Below are 26,553 nucleotides of genomic sequence, written 5' to 3'. Positions count from 1 at the left end.
GTACAAACTGCATTGAATAACGTATAAATAACAAAAATTCAGAATACCTAAACTACAAGTACCAACAAGACTTATTTTTTAATATTATTTTGAAAAGGCATGATTATTTGCAAACAACGGTCTTGTCTTAAAGGTCATAAATAAAACAACAGAGATTAAACCGCATACACCTAAACCTGCAAATAATGCCCAAACGGAATCTTCAATAAAACTACCAACAAAAATGGAAATCGGAATAGACAAAATGGTTGATATAAAGCCTGTAATTGCAGCTCCAATACCAGCAATATGACCAATAGGTTCCATGGCAATCGACCTCATATTACCCCAAATAAATCCTAAACATAAAAATTGAAGAGACAGAAAAACCAATAATATGGCAATACTTGGGTTTTGAGAATTTAAGAACAACAAACTGTACGACAATGCAATTACCGTAAAAGCGACCAATGCCGTAAACGACAAATTTCGCATACCAAAACGAATTACCAACGTACCGTTCATTAAAGTGGAAAACCCTACAGAAAGTGCCAACCCGGCAAACACATATGGAAAAGTATCCGTTAGTCCGTATAGTTCCTCAAATACATGTTGGGCAGAACTCAAATAAACTAAGAAAGAACCGGTAATCAATCCGGATATCATGGTACATGAAACCGTTTCCTTATACCTAAGTATTTCTCTTGTACCCTTAACGAATACCTGAAAAGAAAAAGGAACCTTATATTCTGGTTTTAATGTTTCTTCCTGTCTTTTATAGAACCATATACCTACTACAAGTGCAAAGAACAATTGCATGTAAAATATACCCTGCCACCCGGTATAACCCATAACGGCTTTACCTATGGCGGGAGCCACAACAGGTACAAGAATAAAAAACGCGGTTACAAAAGACATTATTTTCGCCATATAATCTCCACGATAGGTATCGCGAATAATAGAAATACTAATAGTTCTTGGCGCCGATAAACCGATACCCTGTAATACGCGTCCTACCAGCATAATTTCAAGATTAGGCGCGAGCAGGCAAATAACACTTGCAATTAGAAATACAGTGAACCCCAAATAAACAATTGGCTTTCTACCAAGACTATCAGATAGCGGTCCAAAAAACAACTGACCAACACCTAATCCTAAAAAAATCATGGTAACCAGTAATTGGTTCTGGGTAGGATCTAAACTATTTATAGATACTCCAATATCTGCCATTGCCGGTAAAATGGCATCAATGGTAAGGGCAACTATCGACATTAAAGAAGCCATTAGGGCTACAAATTCAAAATTCGGCTTTACTTGTTCATTCTGCATTTTGCAAAAATACGGCTTAACAATTCAAGCAATGTTATTAAAAGTTGATTTTTAAGTTTAGGGCTTTTTGAAATTCAAATATGTATTTTTGCATTAAATTTAAATGTATGCTCGTTATAGGTATTGCTGGTGGAACCGGTTGTGGTAAAACCACGGTAGTAAATCAAATTATTAATGAATTACCCAATGAAGAAGTCGGTGTCATCTCACAAGATTCTTATTATAACGATTTATCACATTTATCATTAGAAGATAGACGCAAGACCAATTTTGACCACCCTAGCTCAATAGATTTCGCACTACTGGAACAACACTTAATTGCCTTAAAAAACGGAGAATCTATAGAACAACCGGTCTACTCTTTTTTAGAGTGTAACAGAACTGCAAAAACGGTACTTACCCACCCTACAAAAGTTATCATAGTAGAGGGTATCTTAATCATGACAAATTCTGCCATTCGTAAAATGTTCGATATTAAAATATTTGTACATGCTGATACCGATGAGCGGTTAATAAGAAGACTTAAGCGAGATGTAAACGAACGTGGTTGGAATTTAGATGAGACCCTCGAAAAATATCAAGCGGTAATTAAACCAATGCACGAGCAGTTTATTGAACCTACCAAAGAATATGCAGATATTATAATACCCAATAATAAATACAATACAGTTGCCGTTGAAATTGTAAAGAGTATCATCAACGAAAAAATAATGCAATCCTAATGGCATTTAAAGATTTAAAACAAAAAAAATGGTTTAAGATCATGACCAATATGTATGTATTGGTCTTGACCGTTTTTGTTGTTTGGATGCTTTTTTTCGACACCAACTCCTTATTAATTCATTTAGAATTACGGAAGGAAATCAAAAAACTTGAGAAGACCCAAGAATTCTTGAAAGAAGAAATTGCAAAGGACAAAAAGATTATAGAAAAATTATCTGACGAAGATGAGTTGGAACGTTTTGCCAGAGAAGAGTATTATCTTAAGAAAAAGAACGAGGAAATTTATCTAATTGAATACGAGGACAGTTTAAAACTTAGGGATAAAAAATAATTTTTCATATCATTTTAATAAGTTTTCTACTTTTAAAATACTATACTTAACCCCAAGTCTTAACCGTTTCATAATTAAAAGTTTAACGCATTATTAATGAAAAGTGGGTGCTTATTCACTTAGTGTTAACAAAAAGCTTTCATTAGCCTCATAAATAATTGTATTTTTACGACCTAACTTACTTTGAACATGGGCAAGATTATTGCTATAGCCAATCAAAAAGGAGGTGTAGGCAAAACTACTACCTCAGTAAATTTAGCTGCCTCGCTAGGTGTATTGGAAAAAAAGGTATTATTAATAGACGCTGACCCCCAGGCGAACGCTACTTCTGGGCTTGGTATAGATGTCGATGGGGTTGAACTTGGTTCTTACCAACTTTTGGAACATACCAAAAGTGCACGTGAGACGATCATACCTACCACATCGCCTAATGTAGACCTTATTCCTGCACACATAGACCTTGTTGCCATTGAAATTGAACTGGTAGATAAGGATGAGCGCGAATACATGATGAAAAAGGCCATTCTAGACCTTAAGAACGATTACGATTATATTTTAATTGATTGTGCCCCGTCTTTAGGACTTTTAACCTTGAATGCATTGACCGCGGCAGATTCTGTTATTATACCCATACAGTGCGAATATTTTGCACTAGAAGGATTGGGCAAACTGCTGAATACCATAAAGAGCGTGCAAAAATTGCATAATTCTGAATTGGATATAGAAGGTATGTTGTTGACCATGTACGACTCAAGATTACGATTATCTAACCAAGTGGTCGATGAAGTAAGAAAACATTTCGGAGATATGGTATTCGATACCGTAATTCAACGAAATGTTAGGTTAAGTGAAGCTCCTAGTTATGGAGAAAGTATTATTAAATATGATGCTGCCAGTAAAGGGGCAACAAATTATTTGAACATGGCTAATGAGATAGTCAAAAAAAATAAGCAGACGGTTTAAGTATGGCAAAAGCGACTAAAAAACAAGCTTTAGGTAGAGGACTTTCGGCTCTTTTAAAAGATCCGGAGAATGATATAAACACGGCATCTGATAAAAATGCGGATAAAGTTGTTGGTAATATAATTGAATTGGATCTAGATCATATTGAGGTAAATCCGTTTCAACCACGTTCCAATTTCAATGACGAACATATTAAGGAATTAGCCACTTCTATTCGTGAACTAGGTGTAATACAGCCCATTACGGTTAGAAAATTAGGTTTTAATGAATTTCAACTAGTTTCTGGTGAAAGAAGATTTCGTGCATCTAAATTATTAGGTTTAGAAACTATACCGGCATACATACGTATTGCCAATGACCAAGAGTCTTTAGAGATGGCTTTGGTAGAGAATATTCAAAGGCAAGATTTAGACCCTATAGAAATAGCGCTTTCATACCAACGTTTAATAGATGAAATAAATCTAACTCAAGAGAAATTGAGTGAGCGCGTAGGCAAAAAAAGATCTACGATTGCCAATTACTTACGTTTATTAAAGCTTGACCCCATTATCCAAACAGGCATGCGAGATGGCTTTCTAAGTATGGGGCATGGTAGAGCTTTGGTCAATATTGACAAAAAAGAAGATCAAATTTCGATTTACGAAAAAATTATATTTGACAATCTTTCGGTTAGAGATACCGAAAGTGCAGTAAAAGCCTATCATTCTAAAGCAGAAGCTCCTGCCGAGGTTAAAAAGCCGGTTAAGAATGACCCTGCTGTATTTGTTAGAAAAGGAATAAAAGAATTAACGGATGCTTTATCCGTGAAAGTAGATATTAAATCTACCGACAATGCCAAAGGAAAAATAACCATACCATTTAAGTCTCAAGAGGAATTTGACCGTATCAAAAAATTGATAACAGGTGCGTAACTATCTTTCATTAATTAGTACACTTTTACTATTTATAAATTTCACCTTCTCACAAGAAGAGCAAGATTCTATACCTAAAACCGAAATAGACAGTGTACAGGCAGACCTTGCCGAAAAAGGAGTGGTCATTAAAGACTCGGTAGCCTTAAAAAAAGTGGAAAGAGAGTTCAAACCCCTAGCTCCGAGTAAAGCTGCTTTTTATTCCGCAATCCTTCCTGGAATGGGGCAGATTTACAATAAACGTTATTGGAAAGTTCCCATTGTTTGGGGAGCCATTGGTGGTAGTGCTTATATGTACGCTTACAATAATGATTTATACAAAAGTTTTCGTACAGCTTTTAAACGAAGACAAGCCGGGTTTACGGATGATGAATATTACGACATTAAGGGAGATAATGCAGAAGGGGCAGACCCTGATTTGGACACCGATGATTTAGAATACCAACAAGAACGTTATCAAAATGATCGTGATCTATGGCTCGTAGCTGCAATAGGTCTTTATGCATTGAATATAGTTGACGCCAATGTAGATGCACATTTAAAACAATTTAACATTGATGATGATCTAAGCATAGATTTTGAACCCTACTTAGATTTCAACCAAGTGACCAATAGCCCCAACTACGGCATGGCATTAATAATAAAATTTTAAAAATGAGAATTGCACTTTTCGGATACGGAAAAATGGGTCAGATGATAGAGGAAATAGCTTTAAATCGTGGTCATGAAATAGTAGCCAAAATTGATGAAAGTACAGAAGATATAAACTTTAATACAATGGATGTTGCTATTGATTTTAGTATGCCCAGTGCTGCTTATGGCAATATAACCAAATGCATAAATAATAATGTACCTGTAATTTCTGGAACAACGGGGTGGTTAGATGATTACGAAAATGCAGTTAGCTTATGCAATGATAAAAAAGGAGCTTTTATTTATGCTTCAAATTTTAGTTTAGGCGTTAACATATTTTTTGAGCTGAATAACTATTTGGCAAAAATGATGCAAAATTTACCCGAGTACAAGGTTGAGCTAGAAGAGATTCATCATACTCAAAAATTAGACGCACCTAGTGGCACGGCAATAACTTTAGCTGAAGGCGTTATATCGAATTCTAACTACAAAGCATGGAAACTAGACCACTCTTCTGATGAAACATTAAAAATAACATCTAAAAGGATTGGTAAAGTACCAGGTACACACACAGTAGAATATGACAGTGTTGTTGATAGCATACAAATTAAACATACCGCCCATAATAGAGAAGGTTTTGCTTTAGGTGCCGTTACTGCTGCAGAGTGGATAATTGGAAAAACCGGTATATTCTCTATGCGAGATGTGTTAAACCTTGGTTAAAAGCGTAACAAAAATTAATCTTAAAGACTGATTGATTATTGATATCAAATGAACCGATATTAATATTCGTACTATATCAATAAAAAACAAAAAAGATGAACGGCACTCAATGGATTATATTTATACTCATTGTACAAGTAATCCACTTTTTAGGAACTTGGAAGTTATACGTTAAAGCCGGTAGAAAAGCTTGGGAAGCAGCAATACCAGTATATAACGCCATCGTATTGATGCAAATCATCAACAGACCAAAATGGTGGGTGATTTTATTATTCATACCTATTATCAATCTTTTAATGTTTCCTGTTATATGGGTAGAGACCATTAGAAGTTTTGGTAGAAACAGCAAGGCAGAAACTTGGATAGTTGTGCTTACTCTAGGTTTTTACATCTATTATGTAAATTATGCATTAGAAGTAACCTATATACAAGACAGATCGTTGCATCCTAAAACTGCAACGGGCGAATGGGTAAGTTCCATCTTATTCGCAGTTGTTGCCGCAACATTGGTACATACCTACTTCATTCAGCCTTATGTAATACCTACAGGTTCATTAGAGCGTACACTTAGAGTGGGCGATTTTCTTTTTGTAAGCAAGTTTCACTATGGTGCAAGAACCCCAATGACCACGGTTGCAGCCCCTATGGTTCATGATACACTTCCTGTATTGGGTGTTCCTTCATATTTAAAAAAACCACAACTACCCTACTTTAGACTACCAGGGTTTACGAAAGTTGATAGAAATGATATAGTAGTTTTTAGCTGGCCGGCCGATACTGTTCGCGTATTCTTTAAAAAGGAAAAAGGAGTCGACAAGCCAATTGATAAAAAATCAAACTATGTAAAACGTTGCGTAGGAATACCAGGGGATTCGTTGGAAGTACGTGATGGTTATGTATTCATAAACGGAAAACAATTAGAATTACCTAAAAGTGCAAAACCACAGTTTGACTATACCATTTATAGCTCTAAAGGTGTATCATCAAGAGCCTTGGATAATTTAGGCATAACAGATTTTACAAGAAAATACCTTTCAAACCCTCTAAACCAAGAACAAGTAAATGGTATAAGAAATTATATTTTAGGATTCAACCAAAATGACAATGGTCAAATTGAGCTATTTACAAAAGCAAGTGGTATACCTGCAAATGTAATATCCAAATATAGATTATCATTAAAAGAAATCACCGACCGTCAGCGTACAGTACCTTTAACCGCTGAAATGGTCAGTTCGCTTCGAAAGAATCCGAATATTGATTCTGTGGTGCAACAAATAACGGAGAAAGGTAGACGCGGCATCAATTTATTTCCCCAAAATCCAGACTACCCATGGAATTACAGCCAACTTGGACCTATTTATATCCCACAAAAAGGAGCTACTGTAGATTTGAATTTAAAAGTTCTTCCTCTTTACAAGAAAATAATACAAGAATACGAGAATAACGACATTTCGGTATCTGGAAATCAAATTAGCATTAATGGCAAACCGGTCACCAGTTATACATTCAAACAAGATTATTTTTGGATGATGGGTGATAATAGAGATCATTCTGAAGACAGTAGGGCCTGGGGTTATGTACCCGAAAACCATATTGTTGGAACCCCTATTTTCATTTGGATGAGTTTTGACAACTTTACTGAAGGCATTACCAATTGGAGACCTAGATGGGATCGTATTTTTACTACTGTGAATGGAGATGGAGAACCACAGTCATACTTTAAGTATTTCTTGCTGTTATTAGTGGCATACTTAGTAGGAAATTGGTTCTGGAAACGAAAAAAGGGTACTAAATAATTCAGATGAAACTAATTCATCCTTCATATTTCCCTAATATATTTGCGTTTAGCTATATACTCCACGAGCCGGTTTGTTGGGAGGTACATGATAATTACCAAAAGCAGACCTTTAGAAATAGAACATATATATCCAATGACCGTGGTAAGCACATATTAAGCATTCCTATAATTCATGTGGGTAAGGAAAATGGTAGACAAAAATATAAAGATGTTTTAATAGACAATTCTTACCCTTGGCAAAGACAACATTGGCGAACCCTGCAAACAGCATACAGAACATCTCCTTTCTTTGAATTTTATGAAGATGAGATCAAACCTTTATATGATAAACCCTTCGAGAAGCTTTTAGATTATAATTTAAAAACGATTGAAACCATTTTCGAGTGTTTGCAAATGGAAATGCCAAAAGATACCTCTACGGAGTTTGAAATTGAACCAAGCGAACATGAAGATTTCAGGTTTTTGATAAATGCTAAACTAAAGCACAAGCTCACTATTGAACCATATACACAAGTTTTTGGTGACCGCCACGGATTTATCCCTAATCTAAGCATATTAGACCTACTATTCAATTTAGGACCTAACGCCATTGAATACTTAAAAAAGGACTTTATATCACAGGATAATGCTTAGGTTCATAGCTCATTATGGTATTCATTTCATAGTACCCATCATTATCGCCATCTATTTTTACAGGGAAAAAAAATTTTGGGCAGCAGTTATACTTTTGTCCGGTATAGTTATCGATTTAGACCATTTACTAGCAACCCCAATGTTTGACGCAAATCGTTGTAGTATTAATTTTCATCCGTTACACACGTATTGGGCAATAGCTATTTACACAATGATGTTTGCCTACAAGAAAACAAGAATAATAGGACTAGCATTGCTAATACATATATTAGCGGATATCGTAGATTGTTTATTTATTGGTGAGGAATTTTAAAAGTAGCCATTATTGGTTCATGATCAGATATATTAATCTTGTAATTTTTATGTGATAACACCTCTATAGAAGGATCAGTTAATATCATATCAATTCTAAAAGGAAATTTCCAAAACTTAATTGTTTCACCATAACCACGACCAGCTTCTAGAAAAGTATCCTTTAGATTGCCTTTAATATTAAAGTATACTTTGGAAAATTGGGTATTATTGAAATCACCGCCGACAACAACTTTATAAGGACTATTGTTAATATGCTTTCTAACCAAAACAGATTGTCTTTCTTGCTTATCAAATGAATCCCTTAAGCGTACAAATAACTTATCTGACCTTTCTCTTTTAAAATAGTTAGGTCTTATACTTAACGATTCTAAGTGAAGATTATAAAAACGGATAGTATCCTTTTTAAAAACAATATCGGCATACACTCCTCCATTAAAAGTATTGGGGAATTTCAATTCCCCATGCTCAACGATTTCGTATTTCGAAAAAATGGCCAAATTTTTACTCGATTCCCCTTCCTTTACTTCAAACTTTTTTGCAGTAAATGGATAATTCTTAAGCATATCTCCTTTAACATAAATCGGTTGAAATTCTTGAAAATATATAATATCTGGATTTTCTCCTTCAACAAACTTTATTACTTCCGGACTAGTAATCTTATCCCATTCCAAATGATTTTTACTGTGAAAGCCAAGTGAATTATAACTTAATAAAGAAATCGTATCTGGAGTATTCCCTTCATTTTTACCATTAAATGCAATGAATGACCCTAGTGTAAAGTACCCATAAACAAGTACTGATAGTGAAAGTAAAAAATAACCATTTTTGCCTAGTAACCAATACAAGAAAAATAACATATTAAAAATAACCAACGCAGGCACGGTTAAACTAATAAAAGCCAAACTTGCTATGGATGTATATGGAACTATACATGCCAAAAACAAACAGAAAACTACAATCACGTTCAAGAACAACATGATTCTTTTAAAAAAAGACAACTTCTTCATTTTTAGTTCTCTTTACCCGCTTTAAACAAGAAGTCCTTCTCAGCCTTTGATAAACTTTCATAGCCAGACTTACTTATTTTATCCAAAATAGCATCTATCTTCTTTTGATGTGTTTTCTTATCATAGTCAGCAGCAGACGAAGTGCTATTAGACGTCCTTTTGTTCTTGTACACTGTTTTTAGCGGCGCTTTCTTCTCTTTTTTGAATAGATTGGCTATACTATCCATAAACTTTGAGAATCCGGATCCTATATCATTTCCTTTAGCCAATTGACTTGCATATAGATACCCTAAGAAAGCACCTCCTAAATGCGCCAGGTGTCCGCCAGAATTACTAATAGGTAATTGCACTAAATCGCTCAACACTACTAGGGCACCAACGACCCAAAGCTTTACATTAAAAAAAATGACTCTAACTTCTTGATTGGGCAAATAAGTACATACAAAAATCAACACGGCACTAGCCCCAGCCGAAGCACCTATCAAGTAAGCATTAGTATTAAAGAATGCCGGAAAAATATTATAGCCTAGAACAAAGAACAACCCTCCAAGAATTACACCTAAAATATAGACGTTAAGAAAGCGTTTCGCATCAAAAAGATTTAAAAAAATACGACCAACAAAATAGATCAACAACATATTCCAGAACAAATGACCAATGCCACCATGAAAAAAAGAATAGGTAACTATTGACCAGGGCTGAAAAGCGATACCAACAATATCATTAGGCAACTCGAACCACTGAACAATTACATTGCTTGACAACCCCAAAAGAAAAGGAACCAGCGCATTTACAATGAATACGACTACATTAATTGCAATTAACTTTTCGGCAATGTTTAGCCTGCTATACTGATATTTTAAATCGGGTTGAGCCATACTTTAGTTCCACCTATTATTATTAAACTGATTTTTTTTCCAATACCACATCATTAGAAAGCCAAATAATGCCCCACCAACATGCGCAAAGTGAGCTATACCTTGTCCAAATAAGCTATACCCCGTTACTCCGGAAAACAAATCTAATGCAATTAAAACCGGAATAAAAAACTTTGCTTTTATAGGTACGGGTAAAAAGATTAAAAACAATTCACTATTAGGAAAAGACATACCAAAGGCAACAAGTATACCGTAAATAGCCCCAGAAGCCCCTACTACAGGCGTATTGAACGCACTTAAAAAATTATCTATAGTTGAACGCCCTGCAATATTGTACCAATCTGTACTATATTGACCATTATTAATAATTTCAAGAATACTGCTTTCTGCTATACCAGCATCCATTAAAGCACTCATTCCGGCATTGTAGTAATAGTAATTTACGCCAATATGGATTAATGCCGCCCCCAGACCTGCCGAAATATAAAAAAACAAGAATTTATTTCTTCCCCACATTTGTTCCAAAGGCGACCCAAATGCCCAAAGCGCATACATATTAAAAAGAATATGCATAAAACCACCATGCATAAACATATGGGCAATGATTTGCCAAAGCTGAAAATGCTCATTCTTTGGGAAGTAAAGAGAGAACAACTCATACATTTGTTCTCCATACAACTGTGTAGCAACAAAGAACAGAACGTTAATAATCAATAAGTGCTTTATAGTTTCTGTTATTCTTCCCATTTATATAAATTTTCGTTCAATATCATTCTCCGTAATGGTTACGTATACTTTTTTATTAAAGGGACTCAATGTAGTTTCCTTACATGCAAACAAATCGTTGACCAACTTCACTTGCGAAAACTCATCTAAAGACTCTCCCGTTTTCACTGAAAGGGTTTTAGCCAATGTCTTGGCCAACATATCACTTTGGGAAAAACTATCGCCAGGAACTTCTTGCTGAAAATCTGACATCAACTGCTCCATGATCATCTGAACCTCACTCTCCACAACCAAAACCGGAACACCTTTTATCTCGACTCCATCATCATTTAACTCCCCAAAAACAAAGCCGACCGTACAAAGGCTATCTTTTATTTCTCTTAAAATATTAATCTCTCCGGGTGAAAAAGATAATGTTAGCGGAAATAGTAATTGCTGACTTACCGCCTCTTTTATGGTAATATTCTTTAAAAACTTCTCATAGAGCACACGTTGATGAGCCCTACTTTGGTTAATAACCACCATGCCCGATTTAATGGTCGTAATTATAAACTTTTTACGCAATTGAAAAGTAGTTGTTGATTGTTCAACAGTTTCTTTTTCATCATCAAAGATACTGCTATTGACCACCTCAGACTCAAACTCTAGGTGACTAACATTACTTTCAACCTTCGTTTCCAATCCTGCATACAAATTCTCCCAGCCTTCTACTTTAGGTTTTTTATAATTGCCTCCGCTTATATTTCCTTTTGACTGCTTTTCAGTGGTTTCAAAAGGGTTAAAAGAAGAATCTACAACAACCTGCGGAATACCAACTTGTTTGTTTTTATAGGAATACGGAGTATCTAAATTCTGATCTTGGTCAAAATCAAGTGCCGGTACAACATTAAACTGCCCTAAGCTATGTTTTACAGTAGATTTCAGCATTGCATATAAAGTATGCTCATCATCGAACTTAACTTCGGTTTTCGTGGGGTGAATATTTATATCGATCGTACCAGGGTCCACCTCGAGGTTTAAAAAATATCCGGGATGAGTACCCGGTCTAATTACACCTTCAAAAGCACCCAAAATGGCATGATGCAAATACGGACTTTTAATAAACCTATTATTGGCAAAGAAAAACTGTTCTCCCCTACTCTTTTTCGCAAACTCTGGCTTAAGAATGTAACCTGAAATTTTCACTACCTGTGTTTCTTCTTCAACAGGAACTAATTTTTCATCGGTCTTTCTTCCAAAAATATGCACAATACGCTTTCTAAAATCATTGGCAGGCAATTGAAAAACGTCACTACCATTATTATAAAAACTGAATGCTACCTGAGGATGTGCTAATGAAATTCTGTGAAATTCATCGGTAATATGTCTATACTCTACTTGATCTGATTTTAAAAAATTTCTTCTTGCCGGAATATTAAAAAACAAATTTTTCACCAACATAGAAGTGCCCTTAGGGGCAACAACTACTTCTTGCGAAACAATTTTACTACCCTCTATCTTAATTTTTGTACCAATGTCATCATCTTCGGTTTTGGTCAACATTTCTACATGGGCAATTGCTGCAATAGACGCAAGGGCTTCACCTCTAAAGCCTTTGGTATTTAAATTAAAAAGGTCTTCCGCTTTTTGAATTTTTGAAGTAGCATGGCGTTCAAAGCTTAAACGTGCATCTGTACCGCTCATACCCTTACCATTATCAACTACTTGTATAAGCGTTTTACCACCATCTTTTATAATCAGTTGAATATCTGTAGCGCCGGCATCAATGGCATTTTCCATCAATTCTTTCACCACAGAAGATGGGCGTTGTACCACTTCCCCAGCAGCAATTTGGTTTGCTACATGGTCTGGTAATAATCTAATAATATCGGCCATTATGAAGAAAAGAAAATTGAGAGGTCAAAATCAATGATATAAAGAAAAATAAATACCAAAACCGCTATAATGACGACCATCCTCATCTTTAAGTTTCGATCACCTTTTCTTTTGGCATCTTCAATTGCGCTATTGATTTTTCTTTTTAAACCTCGAGATGTATTCAGTGTACTACGAAATTGGTCAAATTTTGGCTCTATTTTATAAGGATTCCCTTTTCCTTTATCATCATAAAACCTAGGGTTATATTCGAACCGCCTATTCTTACGCAACCTTGTAATTTTACTCAACATCCCCATAGCTTCAAAGTTACTTAAAATAGAAAAACAGGGCATAATAGGAATGCCAAAATTTGTTAACAGTCAATATGTTCGACCGCTAATTCAAAAAAAGTTCGAAATAATAAAAAAACAAGAATGACTCTAGTTACCTAAAACAGCCATTTTTATAGCAGCAATTGCAGCTTCAGTACCTTTGTTACCGTGCTTACCACCGCTACGATCAATGGCTTGTTGCATGTTATTATCTGTTAAGACACAAAAAATAACAGGTACATCAGTGGTAATATTCAAATCTTTAATACCCTGTGCAGTAGCATCGCAAACAAAATCAAAATGTTTGGTTTCCCCTTGTATCACACTACCAATAGCTATTACGGCATCTACTTTTTGGGTCTGAATCATTTTCTTTGAACCAAAAGTAAGTTCAAAACTACCAGGCACGTTCCATCTTATGATATCAGAACTTTGAGCTCCACAATCAACAAGAGCATCTATTGCTCCATTGTAAAGTCCTTCTGTAATTTCAGAATTCCATTCTGAAACAACAATCCCAAACCGAAGTCCGTTCGCGTTTGGGATTGTTGCCTTATCGTAAGCCGATAAATTTTTATTTTCTGTTGCCATTATTCAGCACTTTTCGCCATACCAATAAACGCATCTATTGAATTGGCATTTTCCGATTTAGGAAAATCATTTTTAATTCTTTGAAAAAATTCCAAAGCTTTATCCTTATCTCCCATCTCCAAAGCGGTAATACCTGCCTTGTACAGAAATTTAGGAGCTGTATATTCATTACCGCTATGCTTTACAGCGGCCTCATAATACCCTAACGCATCAGAAGGTTGGTCTAACTGCATAAAAGCATCGCCCAAACCACCTTTAGCCAATGCACCTAAAACGGCATCATCTGAACTAAAGTCTTCTAAATACGTAATAGCCTCTTGATATTTGTTCATATTCAAATAAGACATACCAGCACCGTAATTTGCAAGGTTGGCAGCTTTTGTTCCACTATACTCCTCAATAATATCTAAAAAGCCATATTTACCTTCTGCACCTTCTAATGCCAAAGTAAACAAAGAATCTTTTTGACTGGTTGCTACCAAAGCTTGATCAAAATACTGCTGCGGGTAATACATTTCGTTTGCCGCATTTGATTCTTTTGGCTTTTCAACAAACTGATTGTATGCCAAATATGCCAAAACACTGATAGCTATTACTCCAATGACCCCTAATATATAGTTCTGATTCTTAGAAACCCATTCTTCTGACCTTGAAGCTCCTTCATCTAAAGAACTAAAAACCTCAGCTGTTGTGCTTTCCTGTTCGTCAAATTCTTGCTGTTCAGCCTTTGTTTCAGGTTTATATCCTCTTTTCTTATATGTTGCCATCTGTAAATTTATTGATCGCGCAAAAATAATGGTTTTATTGAAATCGCAAAGTGTATTTATTCGTTATTTTTGGATATTTTACGCTAGTTTACATCCTACCAAATCTAAAATCGGATATTTTTAATGCAGCTGAGACAATTATCACTGATCAATTATAAAAATTTTGAATCTAAAGAACTTGCTTTCGATGCTAAAATTAATTGTTTTGTTGGCGCAAACGGAATAGGAAAAACAAACATACTAGACGCCATTTACCATTTGTGTTTTGGCAAAAGTTATTTTAACCCCGTTTCATCTCAAAACATAAGGCATGGCTCTGACTTTTTTGTAATAGACGGTACTTTTGAAAAAGAAAACAGGGAAGAAAAAATTGTTTGCAGCCTTAAAAAGAACAATAAAAAAATTATAAAGCGAAACGGCAAAGCTTATGACCGCTTTGCTGATCACATAGGTCTCTTACCTTTGGTTATTATCTCTCCTGCAGATAGAGATCTAATTATTGAAGGAAGCGAAACACGAAGAAAGTTTATTGACGGGGTCATTTCACAATCAGACAAATCATATTTGCAAAACCTTATCAACTATAATAAGGTTGTCTCCCAAAGAAACGCCTTATTAAAGTATTTTGCCGCAAACAGAACTTTTAACAAAGACACTTTAGCTGTTTATGATGAGCAAATGCATACGTATGGTTCTGAAATTTTTAAAAAGAGGACAACGTTCTTAGAATCATTCATTCCTATATTTCAAGAACAATACAAAGCAATTACCGGAAATACCGAAAACGTATCACTTACTTATGAAAGTAAGCTAAAGAGCAATGATTTGTTGTCACTGCTGAGCAAAAGCCTTGATAAGGACCGTGCACTACAATACACCAGCGTTGGAGTTCATAAAGATGACCTTAGTTTTGAGATAAGCGAATATCCCATTAAAAAATTCGGCAGCCAAGGACAACAAAAATCATTTTTGATCGCCCTGAAATTTGCACAGTTTCATTTCATGAAATCTCAAAGCGGCACAACGCCCATCTTAATTCTTGATGATATATTCGACAAACTAGATGAAAACAGGGTTTCGCACATCATTACCTTAGTAAACAATGAAAATTTCGGACAAATCTTCATTAGCGATACACATGCAGATCGCACCGAAAGCATTGTTAAAAAAATTCATCAATCCTATAAAATATTTAAATTGTAATGATGAAAAAGCTTACCCTTATTTTCACACTATTAATAATTTCATGTAATTCAAAAGTCGACCAAAAAAAATTACATCTACTAAATGGTTATTGGGAGATAAAAGAAGTTACCTTCGTAGACGGAGCAAAAAAAGAATACTCAATTAACAGTACGGTAGATTATATTCAATTAGACTCCTTAGAAGGATTTAGAAAAAAGGTAGACCCAAAATTTAATGGCACTTTTGAAACATCTAACGACGCCGAGCCTTTTAAAATTAGAATTTCCAATGATTCTATTTTCATGAAATACACTAATGATTCCAATATTTGGGAAGAGGCGCTAATATCATTAGAAGAAGAAAGTTTTTCGGTAAAAAACAATGACGGTGTCACCTATAAATATAATCGATTTGAACCTATAAACATAACCCCATAATGGCAAGTAGAGGAAACGACAATACTTCAATGAAAGAGGCACTTTCTGCATTTATTCAAAAGAACAAACTCGAAAAAGGAATAGATAAAGTAGATGCAAGAGCCGCTTGGGCTAAATTAATGGGTAACGGGGTAAATAATTACACTACAGAAATAGAATTAAAATTCGATACTTTATACGTTTCTCTAAGTTCATCTGTATTACGCGAAGAACTTAGCTTGGGCAAATCGAAAATAGTACGCATGCTCAATGAAGAAATTGGAAAAGAGGTAGTGAAGAAATTAGTTCTTAGATAACCCCTACAATAATAATGCAAAAACAAAAAAGCCAGTTCTTTCGAACCGGCTTTTTTAATATTATAAAATTTGTCTTAGTAAATTTCTCTTCCCGAAAAATGAAACGCACCTTCAATAGCTGCATTCTCATCACTATCAGAACCATGTACTGCATTTTCACCAATACTAGTCGCGAACATTTTGCGAATAGTACCTTCAGCTGCATCTGCAGGGTTGGTAGCACCAATTAAAGCCCTAAAATCTTCAACAGCATTTTCTTTCTCCAAAATTGCAGAAACAATAGGACCTCTAGTCATAAACTCAACCAACTCACCAAAGAAAGGACGCTCTCTATGTACACCATAAAATTCTTGTGCATCCCTTAAGCTCAACTGTGTATATTTCATCGCTACGATCTTAAAACCAGCAGCAGTAATTTTTTCTAAAATAGCCCCAATATGTCCATTTTCAACGGCATCTGGTTTAATCATTGTAAACGTTCTATTCGTACTCATATCTTAATTTTTGCGCAAAAATACGTTTTTCCACATATCTCACAACTATTCATACACTTGTTCTATTCTTTGCAACACTATTCCGTTATCTCCAACTATTTTAAAATCAACGGTTCTCGTATTAAAATGAAATTCTAGAATTCCGAAACTTTCTGTAAAAACAACCTCTCCCACTCTATATTGATTTGGTTCACCTGAAAAGTCTCTATAAGCATGTGTTAATCCACTACTTGTAAAATCGATTAAAGGATAATCCACTCCATCTAAATTGGTTTTAGAAAACTCAGAAATATGACGATCACCAGATAACACTATTACACCTTCTGCTTTTGAGTCTGCAATCACTTTTGCCATTCTATCCACCTCGTGTGGAAAATTACCCCAAGCTTCAAAGCCGTGTTCTTTAGAAAGGTACTGTACGCTACTTACTATAATATTAAATTCGGCAGTTGTAGTTCTCAATTCATTCTCTAACCATTTCCACTGCACATCACCCAAAATTGTGCCTTCACCATATTTATTAGGCTTCAATCTCTTATCTGTTTCCGTATCAACAGTTAACCGTGTTCTAAAATACCTAGTATCTAAAAGTATAATATTGATACTGTGTCCGTCAATTTCATATATTTTGGAATTATAGACACCCTGTCGATTTCGCAACGGACTATCATCTGGTACGTTCATAAAATTCAAGAATTCTTGCTGACTGGCATCCTTAGCCGAAAATTCCACTCCGCCATCATTCAATCCGTAATCATGATCATCCCAAGTACCAATAATGTCCGTACTTTTTAAAAGCTGATTGTATCCCGGTTGTTCTTTTTGCTCATTGTACATAGCACGTAGTGCTACCATATCATCGGTATCTGCATAAATATTATCACCTCCCCACACCCAAACATCTGGGTTTGCTTTTAAGATATCGTCCCATAAAAGGTTAGGTAGATCAACCCTGTTACAAGATCCAAAAGCGAGCATAAAATCAGGCTCAGAAGCTATATTTTCTACTTGTTTTTTACTGGATGAACAAGAAACCAAAAAGAGCGAACAGATAATAAAGTATATAATTTTCATGTGAGATAGTTAAGTCTGGGTAAAATTAAGGCATTCCGTTTAAAGCCTATATTATTAAATTGTATCTTTGCCGCCATGAATTTAGAGCACCTAAACGCCCTTAAAAAGCTACTTTCCTCAACAAAGAAAATAGCGATTATTCCACATAAAAATCCCGATGGAGATGCCATTGGATCGACATTGGCACTATGGCACTATCTGATCAATAATGGCCATACAGCAAGCATTGTAGCACCCAACGACTTCCCTAAGTTTTTAAAATGGATGCCCGGTGCAGACCGAATTTTGAATTTTGAAAAAGAAAATTCTCAATCAAAAGCCTGTATTAACAATGCCGACATCATTTTTACTTTAGACTTCAACCATTTAGGTCGGGTAGGTCAAATGAGTGAGGTTCTTGAAGCCGCACAAGCCACTTTCGTTATGGTTGACCATCACCAAGAACCCGCTGACTATGCCAGTATCATGTATTCTGACGTAAGTATGAGTTCTACCTGTGAAATGGTTTATGTGCTTATTAACCAGTTGGGTGATGAAAACAGTATTACGCCAGAAATGGCAAACTGCATCTATACAGGAATAATGACAGATACGGGTTCTTTTAAATTTGCAGCTACCACCAGTAATACACATAGAGTTGTTGCAGACCTTATGGACAAGGGCGCCGAAGGAACAGAAATTCATCATCGAATTTATGACACCAATTCGCCAAGCAGATTGCACTTATTAGGTTGTGCGTTGAAGAATATGGTGATTTTAGAAGAATACTCTACAGCCTATATTACATTGAGCCAAGAAGAATTGGATACATTTAATTACCAAAAAGGTGATACCGAAGGTTTTGTAAATTACGGACTAACTTTGGACGGAATTAAATTTGCTGTCATATTCATTGAAAACAAAGAAGAGGGAATTTTTAAAATATCATTTAGATCAGTAGGTGATTTTTCTGTGAATGATTTTGCAAGAAAACATTTTAATGGTGGAGGGCATACAAATGCCGCTGGTGGCAGAAGTGAAGATTCTATTGCCGATACCATAGCAAAATTTACTGCGTTACTACCTTTGTACAAGAATCAATTACAATCATGAGAATACTAACAATTTTATTTTTAGCTATAATCATAAGCAGCTGTGATGGTCCTGAACCCAGAAAACCGGTACAAACCAAAAGTGGCAGCTTTTTTAAGGCATCCATAGAAAGAAGCCGAAAACTACTTGAAGCTGAAGAAAAAAAAATTCAGTCTATCATAAAATTAGATTCACTTAAACATTACGACCACAGCAAATCTGGCTCGTGGTACCATTATTTAACCGTAAATGAAGAAAGTGATTATACGCCCAAAACAGATGATTTGGTTGTTTTCACTTATGACATTCTCACTTTGGACAATGACACCATTTACTCTAAAGAAGATATTGGCGTTGTAAACTATAAGGTAGATAAGCAAGAATTATTTTTGGGTTTACGCGAAGCCATTAAAATGCTAAAGGAAAATGAACGAGCTACGTTTTTGTTTCCTTCCTCCATTGCTTATGGATATCATGGTGATGAAAATAAAATAGGCACCAATGTACCTATTAAATCAACTATCACAATTTTACAAATAGAAAAACAACAAGAAAATACAGTAAATTAAAATGACCATTATGATTAAAAAAATGTACTTGCTTGCAGTTCTAGGTTTACTAATAACCAGCTGTAAAACTAGCAAAAGAGCAGATTTAGGCGACGGTTTGTTCGCCGATATCAAAACCTCTAAAGGTGACATCATTGTTCGCTTAGAGCAAGAAAAAACTCCTGTTACCGTTGCCAATTTTGTTTCTTTGGCAGAGGGTACAAACACTTTCGTTAGCGAGGAATATAAAGATAAAAAGTACTATGACGGCTTAACCTTTCACAGGGTTATGAAAGATTTTATGATTCAAGGTGGTGACCCTTTAGGACAAGGTACGGGCAACCCTGGGTATAAGTTTATGGACGAGTTCAACGACTCTTTGGTACATGATAAAAAAGGAATTTTGTCTATGGCGAATTCCGGACCAACTACCAACGGTAGCCAATTCTTCATTACACATAAAGAAACACCATGGCTAAACAATAAACATACTGTTTTTGGTGAAGTAGTAGAAGGTTTGGATGTTGTTGATTCCATCGCCAACGTACCCGTTGGAGCCGGTAACAAACCTATAGAACCGGTTATTATGAATACAATAGAAATAATACGTAATGGTAAAGAGGCTCGTAAATTTGATGCTGTACAGATCATGACCGATTATTTCGACGGTGAAGAAGAAAGGTTGGCTGCCATTGAAAAAGAAAAAGCAGAAAAATTGGCTGCTGTTCAAAAGATTAAAGATGAATTTGCTGCATCTCTAGATAAACAAAAGGCAAAAGCAACCGAACTACCATCTGGACTTAAAGTTTTGACATTAGAAAATGGTAATGGCGAGAAGCCAAAAGTAGGTCAAAAAGTAAATGTAATGTATGCGGGTTACTTAGAGAACGGTACCTTATTTGACAGTAACTATCAAGAGATTGCCGAGAAATACGGTGTCTTTGATTGGAATAGAGAGCAAGGTGGTGGTTACATGCCCGTACCAATGGACTATTCTCCAGATTCTCGTTTAATTGCAGGTTTCAGAGAAGGACTATTAACTATGAAAGTTGGTGACAAAGTTCGTTTGTTCATTCCGTCTCATTTAGGATACGGCGAACAAGGTGGTGGCCCAATACCTCCAAATGCAGACCTTATTTTTGACCTTGAGATTACAGGTATAAATGAATAATAGTAATTGACACTACAATAAAAAAAGGCCTTCAGTAGATACTGAAGGCCTTTTTTTAATACAGTTAAATATTTTAATTCGTATTCTTTAAAACTTCCAAAAGTAAACTCCAGAACTTTTGTACAGATGATATACTAACTCGTTCATCTGGTGAATGAGCCCCTAAAATAGTAGGACCAAAACTCACCATATCCATTTCAGGATAATTCTGTCCTAAAATACCACATTCCAGACCAGCATGACAAGCAACTACTCTTGGTTCTTCTTTAAACAAGTTGACATAAGTATCTTTTACAACGGTAAGTATCTCTGAATTAGGATTAGGGTTCCACCCAGGGTAATCTCCACTTAACTCCACATCAAAGCCACTCAATTCAAAGGCTGACCGCAAAGAATTGGCCAAATCCAATTTAGCTGAATCTACCGAAGAACGGGTCAAACAACCAATTCTGATTTTACCATTTTCAACCTTTACCTTTGCTATATTATTAGATGTTTCTACCAAGTCATCTATAGCCCCACTCATAGCATATACGCCATTTTGTGCCGCATAAATAGCTTTAACCATTTTTTCTTGAGCACCAAGACCCATTACTTTTTTTGCGGGCTTTATATCCTCAATCTCAATTTTCAGATTAGGCTCTTGCTCCTTTAGCTCTTTAATTATGGTTTTGGAAAGCTGCTTTACCTTGCTTACAAAACTATCTGCTTGCTTTCGCACAATATTCAACTTACAAACACTTTCCCTAGGTATGGCATTTCTTAAACTACCTCCATTTAAAAAACTAACGCGAACATGGTGATCCAATCCTAGGTATAGTATTCTGTTCATAATTTTATTGGCATTTCCCCTCCCTCTATGAATATCCATACCACTATGGCCACCGGTTAAACCCTTAACGGTTATTTGAAATCCGGCATCGCCATGTGTACCTTCTTTTTCACTATACGTTCTAGTTGCGGTAACATCTATACCACCAGCACAACCAATATCTATTTCATCATCCTCTTCGGTATCCAAATTAAGAAGAATATCTCCTTTAAGCACACCTTCTTTTAAGGCAAAAGCTCCCGTCATACCAGTTTCCTCGTCAATAGTAAAGAGAGCCTCTAACGGTGGGTGTGGTATATAGTTACTTTCCAACAACGACATTATAGCAGCTACACCCATGCCATTATCAGCACCAAGTGTTGTACCTTTTGCCTTTACCCAATCACCATCAACGAACATTTCAATACCTTGTGTGTTAAAATCAAATTCGGTTTCCGCATTTTTTTGATGAACCATATCTAAATGGCTCTGCAGGGTAATCATTTTTTTACCCTCCATACCTTCGGTAGCCGGTTTTCTAATAATAACATTTCCAACTTCATCAGAAATAGTTTCCAATCCCAGTTTGTTTCCAAACTCTAACATAAACCCTATAACCCTTTCTTCTTTTTTAGAAGGTCTTGGAACTGCATTTAGCTTAGAAAAATTTTCCCAAACAGATGTGGGCTCTAATTTGTTAATATCCATTCTTCAATTTTCATGGTTAGATTCCACAAAAGTACTCATAGAAAAAGGATTTCGCTATTTTTGGGTCAATGAAGATATCCTTTAAAACTGCTATTGCCTTAACCTTGATACCTCAATTCATAATTGTGAAATGGCTGGCAACCCGTACAGATTTAGTTGAAAAATATTATAGCATGGGTATTTACCCTATCATTTCCAACTTTTTCAGGCTTTTATTTGGATGGATTCCATTTTCCGTAGGTGACCTTTTATATTTTTCGTTATCAGTTCTTGCCTTATTATATATCGTAAGAAAAAGAAAGCATATTTGGCGAAATAAACTCAAGTTTTTAGAAAACGTAGGTATGGTCTTAGCGGTAACCTACTTTACCTTTCATATCATGTGGGGCATGAACTACTATAGAGAGCCACTTGCGCATAAATTACAACTTACACCTAATAAGGAATATAAAGACCTTTTAAAATTTACAGAACGCCTAATCAAAAAAACGAACGAATCTCAATTACAAATTACCAAAGATTCTAGTTTGGCGGTAAAAATTCCATACTCCCAAAAAGAGATTTTCAACAAAACGATTGATGGTTACAAACACCTTAAAACAATACACCCATTTCTTGCATATAACACCCCTAGCCTAAAAAAATCGCTATTTAGCACTGGGCTTACTTATATGGGTTATGCCGGATATTTAAATCCATTTACCAATGAGGCCCAAGTGAATGATCTACTACCCAACTTTAGATTTCCATTTGTAGCTGGTCATGAAGTGGGGCATCAAATTGGATATTCTGCCGAAAATGAGACAAATTTTATTGGCTACCTGGTAACATCCAACAATAAAGACCCCTATTTTAAGTATGCTGCCTATGCCTACGCCCTTGGTTATTGCCTAAACGACGTTAGAAGAACCAATAAAGATGACTTTGAAAGGATCATGTTGAATTTAAACCATGGTGTAAAGATGAATTTTCAAGAAATGGCAATTTTCTGGAATTCTTATGAAAACCCAATGGAACCCGTTTTCAAATCTATATTCGATACTTTTTTAAAAGCCAACAATCAGACCGAAGGTATAAGAAGCTATAATGCCGTTGTACTCTTTTTAGTAGCCTATCATAAAAATCACCCTTTATAATATTTTAAGACTTCGTGATCTAATCGCCTCATTTCCATCCATACTTTAAAAAATTAAGAAAATAATAGCTATTCTCAATTTGCGTTTTTTCAACTGTTAAAGAAAAGTGAAATAAACCCATTTTACTGTAGAATCCCAGTATTTTTAAAACACTAATTCAAACTCAACGTAATGAAAAAATTATTTTTTGCACTATGCCTGCTTGGGTATGGTACATTTTTAAATGCCCAGGATTATTTTCCTGAGAACGCAGGCGTAAAGGTCAATAACAATAATTATACTGCCTTTACCAACGCTAAAATCTTTGTAACCCCTACACAGGTTATTGAAAATGGAACACTATTGATCCAACACGGTAAAGTAGTCAACGCTTCTAGTACAGTAAGCATACCTAAAAATGCCGTTGTTATTGATTTGCAAGGAAAATCAATCTACCCATCATTTATCGATGTTTACTCAAAATTTGGAGTGGAACAAGCTAAAAAGAAACCGGGTCGCGGTAGATCTGCTCAATATGAACCTTCTAGAGAAGGCTATTATTGGAATGACCATATTATGCCAGAGAATAAGGCAATCGAGAAATTTACATATGACGATAAGGAAGCCAAAAAATTACGAGAGGCTGGTTTTGGCGTTGTTAATTCACACATACATGATGGTATTGCTAGAGGCACAGGTGTTCTTATCGCTTTAAATGGAGAAGGAACCAATGCGAACAGAATACTGGATGATCGCTCTGCCCAATATTTTTCTTTGAGCCGAAGTATTGCCAAAGGGCAATCTTACCCAAGTTCACTAATGGGAACTCTAGCACTATTACGACAAATGTATAGTGACGCAGATTGGTATGCCAAAGGGAATGCCACGACCACAGATCTTTCTTTAGAAGCATTGAACGACAATAAAAATCTAGTTCAGATATTTGAGGCCAAAGACAAATCCCACGATCTACGTGTAGATAAAATTGGTGATGCCAATGGTATACAGTATACGATTTTAGGAGGCGGAAACGAATTTGAGCGAATAGAGGAAATAAAAGCTACGAATGCCAAATTTATTTTACCTATAAACTTCCCAGATGCTTATGATGTTTCGAACCCATACGCGGTGGACTATGTGTCTTTGCAAGATATGCGTTATTGGAACCAAGCACCATCTAACCCAAAAGTATTAGCAGATAATGGAATTAAATTTTCGCTTACAACATATGATTTAAAATCTCCTTCGAATTTTAAACAAAAATTAATGAAAGCCATTGAGTACGGACTTTCATCTACCAAAGCACTAGAAGCTTTGACTACGGTACCTGCAGAAATATTAGGAAAATCAAATGAAATAGGTTCTTTAAAAGCAGGGCACCTTGCTAATTTTCTAATTACATCCGGTGATGTTTTTGATAAGTCTACAACCTTATATGAAAACTGGGTACAAGGAACCAAAAGTGTAATCAACTCTATGGATGTTAAAGATATTAGAGGAGATTACAAATTAATGGTACAAGGAAAAACCTACGACGTAGCCATCTCGGGAGAAGTTACAAAACCTAAAATTGAGGTTAAGCAAGACACCGCTAAACTGAATTCTAAAATTAAATACGATGACAATTGGGTAACCATGTCTTTTGCAACAAAGAAAGACGATAAAACCTATAGAATGATAGGTGCCGTCACAGAATCCTCAGATAACTTATCCGGTCGTTTGGTTCTGCCCGATGGTACAGAATCTAAATTCACGGCAACGAAATCAAAATCATTTGCTAAAAAGGAATCAGAAAAGGAAAAAGCTACCGCTGCCAAAAATATAGTTCCTGTAAAATTCCCAAATGTTGGATATGGTTTTACTACTAAACCAAAAGCTGAAAACACACTATTTAAAAATGCCACGGTTTGGACAAGTGAAGATGCTGGAGTGCTAGAAAATACAGATGTACTTGTCAAAAACGGTAAAATCGTTAAAATAGGAAAAGATTTAAATGCAGGTGGCGCCAAGGTGATTGATGCAACCGGCAAACATTTAACTGCAGGTATTATTGATGAACACAGTCATATTGCTGCCCTATCAGTAAATGAGTCCGGTCAAAACAGTTCGGCAGAAGTAAAAATGGAAGATGTTGTAGATCCAGAACATATGGGTATCTATAGATCTCTTGCAGGTGGTGTTACTTCATTACAATTACTTCATGGTTCTGCTAACCCAATCGGCGGTAGGTCGGCTATTTTAAAATTAAAATGGGGAGAAGAAGCAGACGGCTTAATTTATGACAACTCTCCTAAGTTTATAAAATTCGCTCTTGGAGAAAATGTAAAGCAAAGTAACTGGGGCAGTTATTCCCGTTTTCCTCAAACACGAATGGGTGTTGAGCAGTTGTATATGAATTATTTCCAAAGAGCTAAGGAATACGACACCAAAAAGAAAAATGGCGAACCATACCGTTACGATGAAGAAATGGAAGTTCTTGCTGAAATTCTAAACGGAGAGCGTTTTATTTCTTGCCATTCTTATGTACAGAGCGAAATAAATATGATGATGAAAGTTGCTGAGCACTTTGGATTTAGGGTCAATACCTTCACCCACATTTTAGAAGGGTACAAAGTGGCAGATAAAATGGCTGAACATGGTGTAGGCGCTGGTACCTTTAGTGACTGGTGGGCCTATAAGTTTGAAGTAAACGATGCAATACCATACAACGCGGCAATTATGCAAAAACAAGGTGTTGTAACCGCTATTAATAGTGATGACCGTGAAATGATCAGAAGACTGAATCAAGAAGCGGCAAAAACAATTAAATATGGTGGCATGACAGAATTGGAAGCTTGGAAAATGGTTACCATCAACCCAGCTAAACTATTACACTTAGACGATCGTGTGGGTAGTATTAAAGTTGGAAAAGATGCTGATTTGGTATTGTGGTCCGGTAGTCCGTTATCCGTATATTCAAAAGCGGAAAAAACAATGATCGAAGGAGTTACCTATTTTGATTTGGAAACCGATAAAAAGAATCGTGAAGCCATTAAAAAAGAACGTAATGAGTTGGTAACAATGATGCTGAAAGAAAAGAGCAGCGGCAAAAAAACACAAAGCCCAAAGCAAAGTGTAAAAAGAGATTTCTCTTGCGAAAGCCTTTAA

28 protein-coding genes are annotated in these 26,553 nt (G+C 35.6%); 17 read left to right on the top strand and 11 right to left on the bottom strand.

What is annotated here, in order from left to right:
* Window positions 1–84: 84 nt before the first annotated feature.
* Window positions 85–1,308 (bottom strand): multidrug effflux MFS transporter, encoded by a 1,224-nt coding sequence (locus EXIGUO8A_RS13705; RefSeq protein WP_159303565.1) that lies wholly within the window; start codon window positions 1,306–1,308, stop codon window positions 85–87.
* A 107-nt stretch (window positions 1,309–1,415) separates the two neighbouring features.
* Here EXIGUO8A_RS13705 and udk point away from each other — a divergent pair, with 107 nt between their 5' ends.
* From udk to EXIGUO8A_RS18815, 9 genes are all read left to right on the top strand, one after another.
* Complete coding sequence (gene udk / locus EXIGUO8A_RS13700) at window positions 1,416–2,030, top strand: uridine kinase (RefSeq protein ID WP_116772052.1); 615 nt, start codon at window positions 1,416–1,418, stop codon at window positions 2,028–2,030.
* Window positions 2,030–2,362 (top strand): FtsB family cell division protein, encoded by a 333-nt coding sequence (locus tag EXIGUO8A_RS13695; protein ID WP_116772051.1) that lies wholly within the window; start codon window positions 2,030–2,032, stop codon window positions 2,360–2,362. Before udk ends, EXIGUO8A_RS13695 begins: the two co-directional genes overlap by 1 nt.
* 189 nt (window positions 2,363–2,551) lie before the next feature.
* Window positions 2,552–3,325, top strand: coding sequence for a ParA family protein (locus EXIGUO8A_RS13690; protein ID WP_116772050.1), 774 nt, complete (start codon window positions 2,552–2,554; stop codon window positions 3,323–3,325).
* A 2-nt stretch (window positions 3,326–3,327) separates the two neighbouring features.
* Complete coding sequence (locus EXIGUO8A_RS13685; protein ID WP_159303564.1) at window positions 3,328–4,236, top strand: ParB/RepB/Spo0J family partition protein; 909 nt, start codon at window positions 3,328–3,330, stop codon at window positions 4,234–4,236.
* Window positions 4,229–4,888 (top strand): DUF5683 domain-containing protein, encoded by a 660-nt coding sequence (locus EXIGUO8A_RS13680; protein WP_236564491.1) that lies wholly within the window; start codon window positions 4,229–4,231, stop codon window positions 4,886–4,888. The genes EXIGUO8A_RS13685 and EXIGUO8A_RS13680 overlap by 8 nt, the downstream gene beginning before the upstream one ends.
* 2 nt (window positions 4,889–4,890) lie before the next feature.
* Window positions 4,891–5,592 carry a 4-hydroxy-tetrahydrodipicolinate reductase gene (gene dapB, locus EXIGUO8A_RS13675; RefSeq protein ID WP_159303563.1) on the top strand — a complete coding sequence of 234 codons (702 nt, stop codon included), beginning with the start codon at window positions 4,891–4,893 and terminating at the stop codon, window positions 5,590–5,592.
* 95 nt (window positions 5,593–5,687) lie between these two features.
* The gene (lepB, locus tag EXIGUO8A_RS13670) at window positions 5,688–7,388 is read left to right on the top strand and encodes a signal peptidase I (RefSeq protein WP_159303562.1); all 1,701 of its coding nucleotides are present in this window, start codon (window positions 5,688–5,690) and stop codon (window positions 7,386–7,388) included.
* Between the two features lie 5 nt (window positions 7,389–7,393).
* Complete coding sequence (locus EXIGUO8A_RS13665) at window positions 7,394–8,023, top strand: WbqC family protein (RefSeq protein WP_201304118.1); 630 nt, start codon at window positions 7,394–7,396, stop codon at window positions 8,021–8,023.
* On the top strand, window positions 8,016–8,336 hold the full coding sequence (locus EXIGUO8A_RS18815; protein ID WP_236564490.1) for a DUF6122 family protein: 321 nt from the start codon (window positions 8,016–8,018) through the stop codon (window positions 8,334–8,336). Before EXIGUO8A_RS13665 ends, EXIGUO8A_RS18815 begins: the two co-directional genes overlap by 8 nt.
* Here EXIGUO8A_RS18815 and EXIGUO8A_RS13660 read toward each other — a convergent pair.
* From EXIGUO8A_RS13660 to EXIGUO8A_RS13630, 7 genes are all read right to left on the bottom strand, one after another.
* A complete protein-coding gene (locus EXIGUO8A_RS13660; RefSeq protein WP_159303561.1) occupies window positions 8,317–9,345 on the bottom strand; it encodes an endonuclease/exonuclease/phosphatase family protein in 1,029 nt (342 codons plus the stop codon). The two genes, EXIGUO8A_RS18815 and EXIGUO8A_RS13660, sit on opposite strands and share 20 nt — an antisense overlap.
* 2 nt (window positions 9,346–9,347) lie before the next feature.
* Window positions 9,348–10,223, bottom strand: coding sequence for a rhomboid family intramembrane serine protease (locus tag EXIGUO8A_RS13655; RefSeq protein WP_159303560.1), 876 nt, complete (start codon window positions 10,221–10,223; stop codon window positions 9,348–9,350).
* Window positions 10,224–10,226: 3 nt separating this feature from the next.
* Window positions 10,227–10,970: a rhomboid family intramembrane serine protease gene (locus tag EXIGUO8A_RS13650; protein WP_159303559.1), complete on the bottom strand. Its 744-nt coding sequence runs from the start codon at window positions 10,968–10,970 to the stop codon at window positions 10,227–10,229.
* Window positions 10,971–12,824, bottom strand: coding sequence for a DNA mismatch repair endonuclease MutL (gene mutL, locus EXIGUO8A_RS13645; RefSeq protein WP_159303558.1), 1,854 nt, complete (start codon window positions 12,822–12,824; stop codon window positions 10,971–10,973).
* Window positions 12,824–13,159 carry a riboflavin synthase subunit beta gene (locus EXIGUO8A_RS13640; protein WP_236564489.1) on the bottom strand — a complete coding sequence of 112 codons (336 nt, stop codon included), beginning with the start codon at window positions 13,157–13,159 and terminating at the stop codon, window positions 12,824–12,826. Before EXIGUO8A_RS13640 ends, mutL begins: the two co-directional genes overlap by 1 nt.
* Before the next feature lie 87 nt (window positions 13,160–13,246).
* Complete coding sequence (ribH, locus tag EXIGUO8A_RS13635; RefSeq protein ID WP_159303557.1) at window positions 13,247–13,729, bottom strand: 6,7-dimethyl-8-ribityllumazine synthase; 483 nt, start codon at window positions 13,727–13,729, stop codon at window positions 13,247–13,249.
* Entirely contained in the window at window positions 13,729–14,496 is a 768-nt protein-coding gene (locus EXIGUO8A_RS13630; protein ID WP_159303556.1) for a tetratricopeptide repeat protein, read from the bottom strand. The genes ribH and EXIGUO8A_RS13630 overlap by 1 nt, the downstream gene beginning before the upstream one ends.
* A 123-nt stretch (window positions 14,497–14,619) precedes the next feature.
* On the opposite strand from EXIGUO8A_RS13630, the gene recF reads away from it, so the two are divergent.
* Genes recF through EXIGUO8A_RS13615 form a run of 3 tightly spaced genes read left to right on the top strand, consistent with a single transcriptional unit; the run spans window position 14,620 to window position 16,414 of the window.
* Window positions 14,620–15,699: a DNA replication/repair protein RecF gene (gene recF, locus EXIGUO8A_RS13625; RefSeq protein ID WP_159303555.1), complete on the top strand. Its 1,080-nt coding sequence runs from the start codon at window positions 14,620–14,622 to the stop codon at window positions 15,697–15,699.
* A 2-nt stretch (window positions 15,700–15,701) separates the two neighbouring features.
* Window positions 15,702–16,118, top strand: coding sequence for a lipocalin family protein (locus EXIGUO8A_RS13620; RefSeq protein ID WP_236564488.1), 417 nt, complete (start codon window positions 15,702–15,704; stop codon window positions 16,116–16,118).
* On the top strand, window positions 16,118–16,414 hold the full coding sequence (locus tag EXIGUO8A_RS13615) for a DUF721 domain-containing protein (RefSeq protein WP_116772036.1): 297 nt from the start codon (window positions 16,118–16,120) through the stop codon (window positions 16,412–16,414). The genes EXIGUO8A_RS13620 and EXIGUO8A_RS13615 overlap by 1 nt, the downstream gene beginning before the upstream one ends.
* Before the next feature lie 74 nt (window positions 16,415–16,488).
* Here the strand turns inward: EXIGUO8A_RS13615 and EXIGUO8A_RS13610 are convergent, their stop codons facing one another.
* Together EXIGUO8A_RS13610 and EXIGUO8A_RS13605 are read right to left on the bottom strand one after the other, a co-directional pair.
* Window positions 16,489–16,908 (bottom strand): nucleoside-diphosphate kinase, encoded by a 420-nt coding sequence (locus EXIGUO8A_RS13610; protein WP_116772035.1) that lies wholly within the window; start codon window positions 16,906–16,908, stop codon window positions 16,489–16,491.
* A 45-nt stretch (window positions 16,909–16,953) separates the two neighbouring features.
* On the bottom strand, window positions 16,954–17,982 hold the full coding sequence (locus tag EXIGUO8A_RS13605; RefSeq protein ID WP_159303553.1) for an alkaline phosphatase D family protein: 1,029 nt from the start codon (window positions 17,980–17,982) through the stop codon (window positions 16,954–16,956).
* A gap of 75 nt (window positions 17,983–18,057) precedes the next feature.
* Here EXIGUO8A_RS13605 and EXIGUO8A_RS13600 point away from each other — a divergent pair, with 75 nt between their 5' ends.
* Genes EXIGUO8A_RS13600 through EXIGUO8A_RS13590 form a run of 3 tightly spaced genes read left to right on the top strand, consistent with a single transcriptional unit; the run spans window position 18,058 to window position 20,772 of the window.
* Window positions 18,058–19,074 (top strand): DHH family phosphoesterase, encoded by a 1,017-nt coding sequence (locus EXIGUO8A_RS13600; RefSeq protein ID WP_159303552.1) that lies wholly within the window; start codon window positions 18,058–18,060, stop codon window positions 19,072–19,074.
* Window positions 19,071–19,622 carry a gliding motility-associated peptidyl-prolyl isomerase GldI gene (gene gldI / locus EXIGUO8A_RS13595; RefSeq protein WP_116772032.1) on the top strand — a complete coding sequence of 184 codons (552 nt, stop codon included), beginning with the start codon at window positions 19,071–19,073 and terminating at the stop codon, window positions 19,620–19,622. Before EXIGUO8A_RS13600 ends, gldI begins: the two co-directional genes overlap by 4 nt.
* A 13-nt stretch (window positions 19,623–19,635) precedes the next feature.
* Window positions 19,636–20,772, top strand: a complete 1,137-nt coding sequence (locus EXIGUO8A_RS13590) for a peptidylprolyl isomerase (protein ID WP_201304160.1) — start codon at window positions 19,636–19,638, stop codon at window positions 20,770–20,772.
* 73 nt (window positions 20,773–20,845) lie between these two features.
* Here the strand turns inward: EXIGUO8A_RS13590 and EXIGUO8A_RS13585 are convergent, their stop codons facing one another.
* Window positions 20,846–22,291, bottom strand: coding sequence for an aminoacyl-histidine dipeptidase (locus EXIGUO8A_RS13585; RefSeq protein ID WP_159303551.1), 1,446 nt, complete (start codon window positions 22,289–22,291; stop codon window positions 20,846–20,848).
* Window positions 22,292–22,359: 68 nt separating this feature from the next.
* On the opposite strand from EXIGUO8A_RS13585, the gene EXIGUO8A_RS13580 reads away from it, so the two are divergent.
* Together EXIGUO8A_RS13580 and EXIGUO8A_RS13575 are read left to right on the top strand one after the other, a co-directional pair.
* Complete coding sequence (locus tag EXIGUO8A_RS13580) at window positions 22,360–23,427, top strand: DUF3810 domain-containing protein (protein WP_159303550.1); 1,068 nt, start codon at window positions 22,360–22,362, stop codon at window positions 23,425–23,427.
* Between the two features lie 171 nt (window positions 23,428–23,598).
* Window positions 23,599–26,553 (top strand): amidohydrolase family protein, encoded by a 2,955-nt coding sequence (locus EXIGUO8A_RS13575; protein ID WP_159303549.1) that lies wholly within the window; start codon window positions 23,599–23,601, stop codon window positions 26,551–26,553.

Origin of the sequence: Maribacter litoralis, assembly GCF_902506355.1 — a bacterium.
Classification (GTDB): Bacteria; Bacteroidota; Bacteroidia; order Flavobacteriales; family Flavobacteriaceae; genus Maribacter; species Maribacter litoralis.
Note: the sequence above shows the minus strand (reverse complement) of the source record. Positions and strands in the feature narration are given on the sequence as shown.

Excerpts from the sequence above, each read along its gene's own strand:
- EXIGUO8A_RS13580 (WP_159303550.1), top strand. The coding sequence starts at position 22,360 with ATGAAGATATCCTTTAAAACTGCTATTGCCTTAACCTTGATACCTCAA.
- EXIGUO8A_RS18815 (WP_236564490.1), top strand. The coding sequence starts at position 8,016 with ATGCTTAGGTTCATAGCTCATTATGGTATTCATTTCATAGTACCCATC.
- EXIGUO8A_RS13620 (WP_236564488.1), top strand. The coding sequence starts at position 15,702 with ATGAAAAAGCTTACCCTTATTTTCACACTATTAATAATTTCATGTAAT.
- udk (WP_116772052.1), top strand. The coding sequence starts at position 1,416 with ATGCTCGTTATAGGTATTGCTGGTGGAACCGGTTGTGGTAAAACCACG.
- EXIGUO8A_RS13615 (WP_116772036.1), top strand. The coding sequence starts at position 16,118 with ATGGCAAGTAGAGGAAACGACAATACTTCAATGAAAGAGGCACTTTCT.
- EXIGUO8A_RS13600 (WP_159303552.1), top strand. The coding sequence starts at position 18,058 with ATGAATTTAGAGCACCTAAACGCCCTTAAAAAGCTACTTTCCTCAACA.
- gldI (WP_116772032.1), top strand. The coding sequence starts at position 19,071 with ATGAGAATACTAACAATTTTATTTTTAGCTATAATCATAAGCAGCTGT.
- EXIGUO8A_RS13650 (WP_159303559.1), bottom strand. The coding sequence starts at position 10,970 with ATGGGAAGAATAACAGAAACTATAAAGCACTTATTGATTATTAACGTT.
- recF (WP_159303555.1), top strand. The coding sequence starts at position 14,620 with ATGCAGCTGAGACAATTATCACTGATCAATTATAAAAATTTTGAATCT.
- EXIGUO8A_RS13695 (WP_116772051.1), top strand. The coding sequence starts at position 2,030 with ATGGCATTTAAAGATTTAAAACAAAAAAAATGGTTTAAGATCATGACC.
- EXIGUO8A_RS13605 (WP_159303553.1), bottom strand. The coding sequence starts at position 17,982 with ATGAAAATTATATACTTTATTATCTGTTCGCTCTTTTTGGTTTCTTGT.
- EXIGUO8A_RS13575 (WP_159303549.1), top strand. The coding sequence starts at position 23,599 with ATGAAAAAATTATTTTTTGCACTATGCCTGCTTGGGTATGGTACATTT.
- ribH (WP_159303557.1), bottom strand. The coding sequence starts at position 13,729 with ATGGCAACAGAAAATAAAAATTTATCGGCTTACGATAAGGCAACAATC.
- EXIGUO8A_RS13640 (WP_236564489.1), bottom strand. The coding sequence starts at position 13,159 with ATGCCCTGTTTTTCTATTTTAAGTAACTTTGAAGCTATGGGGATGTTG.
- EXIGUO8A_RS13685 (WP_159303564.1), top strand. The coding sequence starts at position 3,328 with ATGGCAAAAGCGACTAAAAAACAAGCTTTAGGTAGAGGACTTTCGGCT.
- EXIGUO8A_RS13690 (WP_116772050.1), top strand. The coding sequence starts at position 2,552 with ATGGGCAAGATTATTGCTATAGCCAATCAAAAAGGAGGTGTAGGCAAA.
- EXIGUO8A_RS13630 (WP_159303556.1), bottom strand. The coding sequence starts at position 14,496 with ATGGCAACATATAAGAAAAGAGGATATAAACCTGAAACAAAGGCTGAA.
- EXIGUO8A_RS13660 (WP_159303561.1), bottom strand. The coding sequence starts at position 9,345 with ATGAAGAAGTTGTCTTTTTTTAAAAGAATCATGTTGTTCTTGAACGTG.
- EXIGUO8A_RS13655 (WP_159303560.1), bottom strand. The coding sequence starts at position 10,223 with ATGGCTCAACCCGATTTAAAATATCAGTATAGCAGGCTAAACATTGCC.
- EXIGUO8A_RS13665 (WP_201304118.1), top strand. The coding sequence starts at position 7,394 with ATGAAACTAATTCATCCTTCATATTTCCCTAATATATTTGCGTTTAGC.
- lepB (WP_159303562.1), top strand. The coding sequence starts at position 5,688 with ATGAACGGCACTCAATGGATTATATTTATACTCATTGTACAAGTAATC.
- mutL (WP_159303558.1), bottom strand. The coding sequence starts at position 12,824 with ATGGCCGATATTATTAGATTATTACCAGACCATGTAGCAAACCAAATT.
- EXIGUO8A_RS13705 (WP_159303565.1), bottom strand. The coding sequence starts at position 1,308 with ATGCAGAATGAACAAGTAAAGCCGAATTTTGAATTTGTAGCCCTAATG.
- EXIGUO8A_RS13610 (WP_116772035.1), bottom strand. The coding sequence starts at position 16,908 with ATGAGTACGAATAGAACGTTTACAATGATTAAACCAGATGCCGTTGAA.
- EXIGUO8A_RS13585 (WP_159303551.1), bottom strand. The coding sequence starts at position 22,291 with ATGGATATTAACAAATTAGAGCCCACATCTGTTTGGGAAAATTTTTCT.
- dapB (WP_159303563.1), top strand. The coding sequence starts at position 4,891 with ATGAGAATTGCACTTTTCGGATACGGAAAAATGGGTCAGATGATAGAG.